Origin of the sequence: Faecalibacterium butyricigenerans, from assembly GCF_020687345.1 — a bacterium.
Lineage (GTDB): Bacteria > Bacillota > Clostridia > Oscillospirales > Ruminococcaceae > Faecalibacterium > Faecalibacterium butyricigenerans.
Window position 1 is genome coordinate 33,977 of record NZ_JAJEQL010000013.1, and the last position, 12,087, is coordinate 46,063.

10 protein-coding genes and 1 pseudogene are annotated in these 12,087 nt (G+C 33.5%); all 11 read right to left on the reverse strand.

Annotated elements, in window-relative coordinates; genetic code table 11:
* Nucleotides 1–476: 476 nt before the first annotated feature.
* The 11 genes and pseudogenes from LKD23_RS06880 to LKD23_RS06930 all read right to left on the reverse strand — a co-directional run bounded on the left by LKD23_RS06880 (nt 477) and on the right by LKD23_RS06930 (nt 12,084).
* Nucleotides 477–1,997 (reverse strand): lipopolysaccharide biosynthesis protein, encoded by a 1,521-nt coding sequence (locus LKD23_RS06880; RefSeq protein ID WP_227621001.1) that lies wholly within the window; start codon nt 1,995–1,997, stop codon nt 477–479.
* A gap of 8 nt (nt 1,998–2,005) precedes the next feature.
* Nucleotides 2,006–3,184, reverse strand: a complete 1,179-nt coding sequence (locus LKD23_RS06885; RefSeq protein WP_227621002.1) for an O-antigen ligase family protein — start codon at nt 3,182–3,184, stop codon at nt 2,006–2,008.
* Between the two features lie 30 nt (nt 3,185–3,214).
* A complete protein-coding gene (locus LKD23_RS06890; RefSeq protein ID WP_227621003.1) occupies nt 3,215–4,333 on the reverse strand; it encodes a glycosyltransferase in 1,119 nt (372 codons plus the stop codon).
* Between the two features lie 4 nt (nt 4,334–4,337).
* Nucleotides 4,338–5,576 (reverse strand): Coenzyme F420 hydrogenase/dehydrogenase, beta subunit C-terminal domain, encoded by a 1,239-nt coding sequence (locus LKD23_RS06895; RefSeq protein ID WP_227621004.1) that lies wholly within the window; start codon nt 5,574–5,576, stop codon nt 4,338–4,340.
* 19 nt (nt 5,577–5,595) lie between these two features.
* Complete coding sequence (locus LKD23_RS06900; RefSeq protein WP_227621005.1) at nt 5,596–6,663, reverse strand: polysaccharide pyruvyl transferase family protein; 1,068 nt, start codon at nt 6,661–6,663, stop codon at nt 5,596–5,598.
* A gap of 15 nt (nt 6,664–6,678) precedes the next feature.
* On the reverse strand, nt 6,679–7,809 hold the full coding sequence (locus tag LKD23_RS06905) for a glycosyltransferase (RefSeq protein ID WP_227621006.1): 1,131 nt from the start codon (nt 7,807–7,809) through the stop codon (nt 6,679–6,681).
* Between the two features lie 15 nt (nt 7,810–7,824).
* Nucleotides 7,825–8,952, reverse strand: a complete 1,128-nt coding sequence (locus LKD23_RS06910) for a glycosyltransferase family 4 protein (RefSeq protein ID WP_431834226.1) — start codon at nt 8,950–8,952, stop codon at nt 7,825–7,827.
* Nucleotides 8,897–9,055: pseudogene (locus LKD23_RS13040) on the reverse strand (DapH/DapD/GlmU-related protein); the annotation flags it as partial. The gene LKD23_RS06910 and the pseudogene LKD23_RS13040, both read right to left, overlap by 56 nt.
* Nucleotides 9,056–9,415: 360 nt before the next feature.
* Nucleotides 9,416–10,339: a capsular polysaccharide synthesis protein gene (locus LKD23_RS06920; RefSeq protein WP_227621009.1), complete on the reverse strand. Its 924-nt coding sequence runs from the start codon at nt 10,337–10,339 to the stop codon at nt 9,416–9,418.
* 8 nt (nt 10,340–10,347) lie between these two features.
* A complete protein-coding gene (locus LKD23_RS06925; protein WP_227621010.1) occupies nt 10,348–11,094 on the reverse strand; it encodes a WecB/TagA/CpsF family glycosyltransferase in 747 nt (248 codons plus the stop codon).
* 24 nt (nt 11,095–11,118) lie between these two features.
* Entirely contained in the window at nt 11,119–12,084 is a 966-nt protein-coding gene (locus LKD23_RS06930) for a type I phosphomannose isomerase catalytic subunit (RefSeq protein ID WP_227621011.1), read from the reverse strand.
* Nucleotides 12,085–12,087: the final 3 nt, after the last annotated feature.

Genomic DNA, 12,087 nt, shown 5'->3' on the forward strand with positions numbered 1-12,087 from the left:
AACCTGAGCTTGGCCAGATCTATGAATTTGAGACAAGGTATGGCGAGATTCTGAAAAGGGCAACAGACGAATACATACTGCCCAGTAAATACTACCGAGATGGTCTTAATAAAGTTCTTACCGTTCAAACCGAACCTCAAGCAATTCGGACAATAAAAACCTTCTCCAGCGTTTGGTTGACAGCCAGCTCGCCTTCCAATTTAGTCTGACCATATACTACATTAAACGCTTGCAGTCCGGCTGCTAAGGATCGTTGCGCTGATCTTCAAACACATAGTCCGTACTGATATAGGTTATCTTGCAGTCCAACTTCTTGCAGATGTCTGCAATGTTCTAAGTGCTACCAGCATTGATGACACAAACTTTCGCTGCTTTATCGTCATCCTTTGACATATCCACCGCAATCCATGTTACACAGAGAATTGTGGCATCTTGATTTACTTCTGCGTTCCTTGATCAGACCCCAATATTTGTCGTTACTTTCTTTTTGTTATCTTTTTAATTAAGAACAACTTTTCATCCATATTACACATAATTAAAACATGTATAATTAAACCGCTAATACACATAATAATTGCACTTACTATTAATCCAACCCAACCGCTAGGCCGGATGACTCTAGCAATTCCTATAAATCCACCCACCATTATAGCTGCTGATATCAAATGTTTAAAAATCACTTTATAATACACTTTTACACTGATTTTCAAATTATAAGCTGCATATACTGGGTTGAAAAACAAGTTAATACAAAGCATTATTACAGTTGTTGTTGAAACTATTGCATACACGCCCATTTGTGTATATTTGAGCAAAACATACATTGATACAACATTTAAAAAGCCACCTGCAATTGTTATCCAACACGGCAATTTATTCTTTAAAGTTAACGTATAAACATAATATATAGGACGCATTACACCTGCTGTAACACTTCCTAACACAGTTACAATCGTCAACATATGAAGCAATTTCGTATCTTCTGAGGGCAACCACAATTTATAATATAATCCTCCTAATGCAACAAATCCAGCAAATGCAACATTAGAAAAATATCCACATATTCTCATGGCTTTTTTCTGTTCATTAATAAATATATTTACATCGCCACTCGCATATGCCTTTATCAAGTTAGGCTGAAAAGGCTGATAAACAACCTCATATAACATTGAAAACATAGTTCCAATAGTCTTTACAACTGCTATTTGCCCAGTTGCCACACCATTTAAAAATAAATTCGAAATAATTAAATCCAACCCACTATTTAGTTCATTTCCCAAAGAATTTAATGAATTCCAAATTCCATTTCCTACAAGATTTTTAAGTTTTGAAACTGAAAAAAAATCTTTGTTAAAGACCAATTCAGGAACTAGTTTTTTTGATAATATATAAGTACATATAAAAGTAACAACTGATGCAGCTAAAGATCCCATTCCAACAAACCATACATTAGGAGTACAGTTTATAAACAATATAACCATCACACCAGCATCAACAAGATACGCAATAATTTTAATAATACCAGTAATATCTAATCTATTTTTAATATAGGCTGCTGTTGTAAATGGGGTTGTTGCTGTTGTTAGCACAAAATTAAGAAATACAATTAAAAACAACAACTTGACGGAGAATATTAAGTTTTGCGGAACATTCAATAATAAATCAATTTTAGTTATTAAAAGCAAAGCCGATATAAAAATCACTCCGGCTAGTGCAACACATGCAATAACCGATGTTGAATAGTATTCATTTGCTTCCTGCATTTTCCTTTCGTGATATGATACCGAAATATATCGCACTACAAAACTTGTAATTGCAATTGTTGCTATTTGAGCATAATTAACAAAGTTTTTTGCAAGAGAAACAAAACCATAAGCTTCTATTCCTATATTATCTGTAATATATGGTGTCAACAAAAAATTGATTAAATAACTAATAAATACTCCTAGTCCTGAAACAATTATTGCTGTTGCTATACGCAAATTATTCTTGTTCATCCTTGCCATTACCCTTCATTTTCTTTAGTTGTTTCTGGATATTTGTATATTATATATAGAAATATCCATGTCGCAAATACGCTTAATATTGACTCAAACATCATATCAATCATAATCGAAAGTAACATCAATAATTTCATATTGCCAATATTTTTCTCAAATTTTCGAGTACTATTTGCCAACCAAATTATTATAAGAGCCACTAACAAAAAAAGAATAACTCCACCTTGAAATAAAGTATTAAGCCATTGATTATGTGCACTTGTAAAAAACTTATTTCCTAATATAGATCCCACTGTACTACCCGACAGCTGTCCCCAACCCCAAATAGGTTTTTGTGCAATCAAAACCGGCATCTGTATCCATATCTTGGTTCTACCGGAAAACGTCAAATCCTTTCCAAATAGCTTTACCACAATGGAACTTATAAATGGAAGAGAACCCATAAATATCAAAATTTGTACACTACAATAAGCTAGCATCACACCCCAAGCATTTATTCGTGCTAAATTTTTACTTGTATTTCTCATTCCATACCATGCAGCAATAATTGCAACAATTGTTGCAATTGTTGAGGTTGATGATTTTGTTCCAATCATCGCCAAAAGAGAGATAGAACAAATAGCATATATTATAACTCTGTTCCCTCTATTTTTTTCAAGAGCAAGTTTCCATACACTCAAAATTATAGCTATAAAATACCAATAACATCTGTTATTTTTATTTCCTAAAATCCATTGCGCAGCAGATGTAGATGTCCACTCATTCCAAACTGTTACAGATTGATATAAGCCATCTGGATATAAAACAATTGATATAAAATCCAATATAATATAAACACCAACTACAAATAACAATCCATTAATTGCTATCCTGGCCGAATAATTAATTTGAAAATCTAATACACATAAAAAAACCACCATCTTAGCAACGCTAATAATCAAATGTATATCTGCCATATCCGTACCACTAATAAAAGTTATTACTGTCAAATATATATAATACAGGCTAAAAGCACATATAAATCTATTAGGAATTATTCTATTTCTAAGAACAATCAACATTGCCCATATAAAAAATGCATTATCCAATAAGTTTGTAAAAGAAGACTCAAAATATGTAGGCACAAGCATTACAGCAGCGTATATCACAAGCCAAATTCCTCGTTTTGATACTTTTAGGTTCATCTTTTGCCATCTCCTTTCACTATCAAAGCTTTATAATACATTCCACATTGCGTCACGCGTTGCTTCGTATGAAAACTTCTTTACAAACAAATCAAATACTTCCTGATTATATTTCAACGGTTTTTCTTTACTCATTTCATTGAGTTTTTTAATCCACTCATTTTCATCATTAGTTTTAAAAACAAATCTGTTTTGGATTGTTGAATCCATTTCTTGCCAAAAGCCCTCTAAGCCTTCATCAGTTGCTACAATGCTCTTACCATAGGAAAGCGCTTCAACAGTTTTTGTCTTCATTCCACCACCATCAAATAAAGGAGCAATTATTACATCAGCCCCCATATAATATGGTGCAAGCGAATCAACACTACCATAAATTCTAATACGACAATCTGTTAGTTCTTTTTTAAGAATTTCGGTTCCCCGACCAACAATATTTATTATAATGTTATTATTTAACTTCGGCAAAACATTTTTATAAAACCACTTTATTCCAACAATATTCGGGTAATACTTCGACCCAACAAACAGTACTTGCATAATGTCAGATTTTTCATTTGACCATGCAGCCTTCTCCCAATCAATTTCCGGAGTTGGGGTTGAAATCGGAATAATAGCATCAGGCATTTCACCATAATATTTCTGATAAAGCTGAGCATCTCTTTGATTAAAGACAATATTAACATCACAATACTTTTGATTTAGCTTTTCTTGATATATAGACAACTTACATTCTATTTTTCCCATCCAGTTTTCTCTTTTGGACCATTGAACAAAAAGATCTGCTCCCATATCATGGTAAAATGATATAATCTTAACATCGCTAAACTTTTCTTTTATTGCTTTAACTAAACCACCAAAAACAGAATCTTCGATGAAAACAAGTTTAATACTATATTTTTCTACAATTTCACATATATTTAAAATCGTTCGATTACTAATATACATTGTGTTTCCTTGTAGCCATTGCAAAATCCTACTTAACTTATTCTTATATTTTCCATATGCTATATAATGTCTACTTTGCTTTTCTTCAAAAAGTCGAAGATCAACTGTGTAAATATTATCCGTTCCAAACTTTTCCTCTAATATTTTATAATGCACTTGAGATGCTATATTGGTTTCAAAACGCTTAGATACATACAAAATCATATATTTATCCTCTTATTCTTCTTATAAATGCCTTTCCTTGCTCTTTTACACATCTAGGTATTGCTTTCATAATTTTCAATTTTATTTGTTTTACATGTAATATTTTCATTACAGCATTCTTCTGCTTGAATTTGTAGAATGTATTATCAGCTGCGATTTCAAAATCTTGATACTTTCCATATAGTTCTATAAATTGTTTTCTTTCTTTCGGCGCAACGGATGGTCGATTAAATTGATGTTCACCTTCCATCGGCTCTGTTAAGGGACGCTCATACAATGTCAATTGCACTTTTTCCTGTACCTCATCAAGAAAATTCATTCCTAAATCAGAATTAACAACTAAACAAGATACATTGATTTTTTCATGATTGTATGGTTTTAATTTCCCCAATCCATGATAATCACCAATTGTTAAGTCACCCACGCGTTCTCTTTTAGCGTACATGCAATTATAACATACCTCTCGATAAATCAATGCATTATGATATCCTATTTGATAGTTGTCATTTTCATCGACAAATTTTACATATGTAGGTTTTTCTGAATTATGCGTATACAATGTATACACAAAATTCGATGTATCGAATTTTGTGTCACGAAAAAAACATTTGGTGAACTTTTGCTTCTGCTTAAGTTCAATTGCTTTAATATGTTGTTGTAAATAAATTGGTGGTGGCGTTCCATGGCATACCAAATCAACTGTAATCAGATTTCCCTTAACCGTAGTAATTCTAACAAGATTTTTTATTGCAGCAACCTGACATGGTAATCCTATAAAGAGAACATCGTAACCACATTTTAATTTGTTAAGTATTTCATCAAAGATGTCGCTTGCAAAACTAAACGTATACTTTGAATTTTTAAAATCTTTAATATTCTCAACTCGATCCGTCAATTTAAAATGTGCTTCAAACTTATCGTTCAATGAAACACCAGAGAAAAACATTTTTTGGGTGACTGCATATTCATAAAATGCCGTTGCTATTCCACCAGAAGCTGACTCAAAATGCAATGTACTATCAGTTCTCCATGCAGCATACGATTTTTTTGCCTTATTAAATATTGGTGAATTTAAACTAGGGCAAACACGTTCACATTTCTTACAGCTGATACACTTTTTCTCATCTATGGAATAATAAAATGACGCATCTTTTGTCACTATTTTTTCTATACATTTTTGGGGACACGCTTGAACACAAGCGCCACAAGCAGTACACTTCCCCTCATCGCAGATTCTTCGCATATTTTACTTTCTCCAGCTGTTATATTTCTGAAACTCGGTTTTTTAACACTAATAAGGATTTTCTTCTCATTTCATTAATCACATTATCCACATATTGATAATCTATCATTGGTTGTTCCTTAAATTCTCCCGATATTTCACGATTAGAAATTCCTAATTTTTTTCCCAACGACTCCATTCTTGATTTATTTTCACGATTATAATAGTAAACATTTTTATGAAAATACAAAGAATATAATAAACCATGATAAGAAGCCGTAAATACTGTATTTGCATTCGCAATTAATGATATCCATTGCTCTAAAGAAACCGGCTTCACATTGTCTACTCCGGGAATTGGATTATAAAACTGTTGACATTTTACTCTTAATCCATGCGCTTTCGCATACATTTTAGCATGATTAACAGTCCTCATATCTTTCGTCCACATATATACAAGAACATAGGGCTGCTCATTTGTTTTAGGACGCTCCACCATTCTACTCCAAAAAGAGCTATCCCAAAGCATTGTTGGATCGCAGGTCACGTCTGCATTAATTCCTATTTCCCTAAGCCAACTTTGGGCTAACTCTTCACGAACACTTATCGATTTAAATTTATTTAAATTACTTAGAATCTGTTTTTCTACATCACTATTCCATTTTGTTCCAATTGAAGATGAAAATGCAATTTTTGTTTTTGAGTCATCCGCAAAATCCAAAAAATATGTCCAATCATTTCCAGTTATGTTCGTACCCCATACAATATCGCTTCCAACAATAAATACGTCAAAGATATTATTTAATTCTTTAACATTTTCCCTTGTATAGGGTTTAGTAATTTTCATATTTTTCTTAATAAACGACCAAAAATTTTCATATTTCTTTTGCATCGCTTTGTGCCACATTAAAGATTTAATGATATCTTTTATATTACGACACTGGCTTAACGGATATGTAGTCTCGCGATCCATAATCGCTTTACATTTATAGTCTATTAGTTCTATTTCTACACCTAAGGATTCAATTGCTTTATATAAAGCATACGTCTGTAAAAGAGAGCCATAATTTAATGTGTCATGTATTGTAATAAGACCTATTTTCTTCATCTCAAATCCTCTATTTTAACTTTCATATATGTCTTTTAATCTTTTGGCTGTAAATTCAATATCATATCCAGCCTCTTTAATTTCCAACGCAGTATCACGTTCACTAACTTGATTCAATAATTCTAATCCCTTCTCTGCCCAACAACTCGCAGGTTTACTTAAAGACATCCAATGTACTTTATCCGTTATTTTCAATTCTGGAGATATTGTATCTGAAGCAAGGACCCAGATTCCCGCTGCCTGAGCTTCTATTCCAACGACTGGAAGTCCCTCATACAAGGACGGAAAAAGGAACAAATCCATTGCCTGAAGGTACTTGTTTATTTCTGGCGATGTTCCTGGAAATTTAATAATTGATTTTAAACCTAATTGCTCAACTTTTTGTTCCATGTCATTTTTCAAATCGCCTATGCCAAATAATACTGCTCTAACAGATGGATTTACTTTATACATTTCCGCGATCACATCAATTAAAAATGTGTGATTCTTTTGTTCTGAAAATCTACCAACATGACCAACAATTAAGTTATTTTGCCACCCTAGTTTTTCACGATATTCATTTCTAGTATTTTTGTTATAATAATATTGCGTTCCTATAATACCATTTTTTAAAATTTCAACTTTGCCTTTTTCTACATTTTTTCTCCCAAACAACCAATTTCCAGCCTCTGAAGAACAAGCACACATATAATCAGCTATTAATGGCCAAAAACCCCTAATAATATAATGTATTTTTTTCTCAATTACTGCCCTTTTTCCTGTTCCTGCCACATGTGTATTATGGGAATGCACTATTACTTTTTTTGCCCCAGCCATTTTAGCAATAATAGCCTCTACCATGCAAGAAACCGTTTCTTTATGGATATGAACAATTTCATATTTTCCATTTCTTACAATATCATAAAATTTTTTTCTCCGTTTAAGGAACCTAAAAACAGCATTTCCATTTCCATCATCAATAATCTTTATAATTTTTGATCCGCGGCTTCTATTTTTTTTCTCAAAAAACTGTTCTTCATTATTATACGTAAAAAGTAGAAAATCAAACGGTTCATCAAATACATCCTCGCAACTGTTTAGATTCGTTACAAAAGCCTCTACTCCTCCACAATTCAAATCATAAACCAGTTGTAGAATTTTCCCCACAGTTTTTTCCTCCTCTTACATAATTTGTTCATATATTTTCATTAATTGGGCAAAATGAGTTTTTATAGAAAACTCGTTTTTAGCAGTTTCATATGCATTATTGCTAAATTTCACCCACAAGTCTTTATGCAATATAAGATTTTTCATTTTTTCTGCCAATGAATCAACATCCCCTGGCTCAATTGTAAAACCATTCACTCCATCTGTAATTGCTTCTGGAATTGCAGCAATATTAGTAGAGATATTAGGAATTCCATACCCCATGCTTTCCAAAATTGTCATTGGTAACCCTTCATTGTAGGATGGAAGAACATTTATTAATGTATTGCTAAACACTGTCTGACGTTTTTCACTCGTCATCCATCCTTCATATGAAGCTCTTTCTTCTAGATGATATTCTTTCAATTTTTTTAAAACGTCGAACTCTTTATTATCGCCGTATAATCGTAAGTGTATATTTTTCGGGATATCATCTTTAATTCTTTCAAAAGCTGCTAAAAGATCTTCTATTCCCTTACGTTTAATTAACATTCCATAAAATAGAATATCTGTCGCGTTCGCATTTGCCTTATTTTCAGCTTCAACATATACTGCGTTATGTAGTACCTTAATTTTTTCCTCATGTCCGACCATAACGCTTCTCATAAAAGGAAGCCAATTATCTCCTAACACGATCATAACATCTGCTGCACAAAAAATATTTGCTATAAGCTTTTTTATTAATACGAATTGTTTATTATACCAATCTTCTATATCCGCTCCATGCATATGAATAACAGTTTTGCATCCCATGACATTTGCCAATAGAACAACAAATCCCTCTCTAAACACACTGCCTCGTTCTGCCATATGAACATGAACAATATCAATCTTATCATTTCTTATTGTAGAAATAATCTCTGGAATTTTACACAAAAATGTTTTTATCTTCACAAGTTTATTCGAACGAATAACCGTTGCGACATATTTTAAGTTTGTCATTTTGCAAAATTCTTTATTGTTCTTGTAATTATTAACAACTGTTAACATTCCACCTATAGATGTTTCATCAACACCAATCATTAATACATTCATTTTCTCATTCCTGCCTACTTTTAATAATTTTTGCCGGAACTCCTCCAACAACTGCATAAGGAGGCACATCTTTTGTTACTACTGAACCAGCTGCGATTATTGCCCCATCGCCAACTGTTACTCCAGCACAAACAGTACTGCCATAACATATCCACACATCATCTCCAATAATAATTGGTGCATCGGTTCCTCCCTGTTGATTCATAGGTATATCCAATCTCTTTGTATTGTGGTTTGACGCAATAAACGCACAATTTGCTGCCATCATCACATCATTTCCAATTGAAACTTTTCCTAAAATATAAGTATTGTCCCCTACAGAAGATCTATCCCCAAGTGAAAAATGAGAAGAAAATGAAATTTTTCTTCCTATATCGACATGCTTTCCACATTTATCAAACATGAGTTGTGCTGCTATTCTTCGTATTGCAGTTGTTATCGGCCACGAATAATGTAATTGATAGTGTGGAAGCCAACTTGTAATAACATATAATACATACCCAATTGGTTTTGTTATTTTGAACATCAATAATTACTCTCCTTGCATAAGATGCGCATAAAATGTATTTTTTCTTTCATACACTTCCTCTTTTAATTTATATGTTAATTTATGAATACTTGATAGTCTTGTAATATGTTCTAAAACTTTCTCAGAAAACGGTTCATCTAATACATTTAAATACTGATGACAATAATCACTATTCGCATAAGGAAACCAACCACAACTATTGACATTTCTTTCATACGCTATTTGAAGAATCATGTATGTAAATAAATAATCAACAACATATTCCTCATTTCTCCAGTACGCAAAAGCCATATTTTTTGCTTCTTTTATTATTATATTATGTGGCACACTATGAAGAAGCCAGTTGCTAATAGTCGCTGGATTTTCAATTAGGCCAAATGTATCTCGAAACGCAAAGAAATCTGATTCCAGTATATACTCAGGAATTTTTCCAGTTAATAATACTGTAGCATCAATCCAAGTACCTCCAAAATGCTCCAATAAAGAAAACCGAATCAAGTCTGATAATGCCGCATCAGACATTTTTCCTGATGTGTACTTTTGACGAATATCATTTGGCAATTGAATATATTTTTCCACACTCTTAGCATCTAATTTAATAACCGGTCTCTCTGAGAATTCAACTACAGATTTTATACATTTTTGTACCAATTCTGGGGCATTTTCAATTCCTTGCTGCCAATAAATCCATATTGGATTTTCATTTACACATTCCCCATATTTAACATCGTCATTAATTTCATCTGCATATTTTTCATAATGATTTTTTATGTACTTTTTTGCATGATAATAATATAATAGTTTTTTATTTTCATAATCACGAACTATATGAATGGGATTCGCCATATAAATTCCTCTGAGCAATCCATTCTTTAAGCCATATCTTTTTAAATAAGCATTAATTCCGATATTTTGAAAAGCTCCCATATCCATCCTCACACTTGCTTTTTGTATTTAATTGCTAGTTTCAATATTTTTCTGTCATTAATCAAATATCTTTTCGCCATACGTTTGGGATCTTGTGTGATTCTAAAAAGCCATTCCAGCCCATGATCCGCCATCCAGCGAGGAGCTCTTTTAATGTTTCCTGCCTCGAAATCAAGACTTGCACCCAAACCAAAAGAAATTGGCACTCCAAGTTCTTTACAATGATGGTACATGAACTTCTCTTGCTTTGGACATCCCAATCCAACAATCAAAATGTCAGGTTTAGACTCTTTAATCATAGACTTAATCTTATCCATTTCTATTTGATTATTTTCAAAACCAAATGGCGGAGAGTATGTACCAACAACCTGTAATCCCTTAAATTTATTTGCAAGATTCTCTGCTGCTTTCGCTGCTACACCTTCAGCCGCGCCTAAAAAGAATAACTTATATCCTTTTTTCGCAGCCATATTGCACAAGCGTGGGAACAAATCCGAACCTGAAATTTTCTCTTTAATCGGTGTTCCATACCATTTTGCAATCCACAACAATGGTTTACCATCCGTCAAAATTAACGACGCATTCTCATAGACCGCCTTTAATTCTTTACTTGTTTCAAGCTGCACAATGTGATCCACATTAGGTGTGACCACGTATGCGCTTCTATTTTCTTGAATCAGCTGATCAATAGCCTGCAGTGTTTCCTGCATTGTCAAATTATCAATCTCTGTGTTCATAAATTTTATTCTTGACATTTTTCTGTCCTCATTACAATCCTGTTAGCACCGAACCTTAATTAACTCTGCATCACCAACAACCAGGCATCTACCCAGTCTAGCTGGCAAAAACATTGTTTCACCTTTGCTGAAGCGCATCGGCTTTTGTTCCGCATCCATTGTCTGCACTTCTCCATATCCATTCAGGCACATCAATACCTGGAATGAACTATCCATCACCGAAAAGGCAAAACCTTTCGTTACTTGTATTCTCTCTGTTTCAAAATATTTACAACGGCAAAGTAATTCACGAGAGCAACCTGGATAATACTTTACCATCCTCGATTTTTTGTTCACATTCGATGTAACTTTCATCTCCATGACTTGCACAGCCTTATCAAAATGCAATTCACGTTTTTTACCGTTCTTATCCACACGATTATAGTCGTAAACACGATATGTTACATTAGAACTTTCCTGAATTTCTGCCAGAAGGATACCTTTACCAATACCGTGTACCGTACCCGCTGGAACAAAGTATGTATCCCCTTTATGAACTTGAATTTTTTGTAGATGCTTATCTAGTGTTCCAGTATCAACAGCCTTCCGAAGTATTTCTTCCGTCACTTCATGCTGAAAACCATAAATTAAACTAGCTCCTTCATCAGCATCAATAACATACCACATCTCGGTCTTGCCGTTGTCGCCTTCGTGCTCCCGTGCATATACATCATCGGGATGAACCTGAACAGACAAATCCTTCTTGGCATCGATGAATTTCACCAATACAGGCAGTTCTCCGTTTTCCACCTTTGTGCCAAGATATTCTGAGTGAGCATTCAGTACCTCCGCCAGCGTTTGTCCCTTATAGATTCCATTCGCCACATAGCTAGGGCCATCCGGATGTACAGAGCATTCCCATGTCTCTGCCAGCGGAGTCAAATCAATCTTTTTTCCGTATTCTTCCCGGAGTCGGGTGCCACCCCACAGATAGTCCTTGCCAGTCGGAATCAATTTCATGATTTCCATTAA

Bases quoted from the DNA above. Each gene is read 5' to 3' on its own strand.
- LKD23_RS06880 (WP_227621001.1), bottom strand. From the start codon at position 1,997: ATGAACAAGAATAATTTGCGTATAGCAACAGCAATAATTGTTTCAGGA.
- LKD23_RS06885 (WP_227621002.1), bottom strand. From the start codon at position 3,184: ATGAACCTAAAAGTATCAAAACGAGGAATTTGGCTTGTGATATACGCT.
- LKD23_RS06890 (WP_227621003.1), bottom strand. From the start codon at position 4,333: ATGATTTTGTATGTATCTAAGCGTTTTGAAACCAATATAGCATCTCAA.
- LKD23_RS06895 (WP_227621004.1), bottom strand. From the start codon at position 5,576: ATGCGAAGAATCTGCGATGAGGGGAAGTGTACTGCTTGTGGCGCTTGT.
- LKD23_RS06900 (WP_227621005.1), bottom strand. From the start codon at position 6,663: ATGAAGAAAATAGGTCTTATTACAATACATGACACATTAAATTATGGC.
- LKD23_RS06910 (WP_431834226.1), bottom strand. From the start codon at position 8,952: ATGTGCCTCCTTATGCAGTTGTTGGAGGAGTTCCGGCAAAAATTATTA.
- LKD23_RS06920 (WP_227621009.1), bottom strand. From the start codon at position 10,339: ATGGGAGCTTTTCAAAATATCGGAATTAATGCTTATTTAAAAAGATAT.
- LKD23_RS06925 (WP_227621010.1), bottom strand. From the start codon at position 11,094: ATGTCAAGAATAAAATTTATGAACACAGAGATTGATAATTTGACAATG.
- LKD23_RS06930 (WP_227621011.1), bottom strand. From the start codon at position 12,084: ATGGAAATCATGAAATTGATTCCGACTGGCAAGGACTATCTGTGGGGT.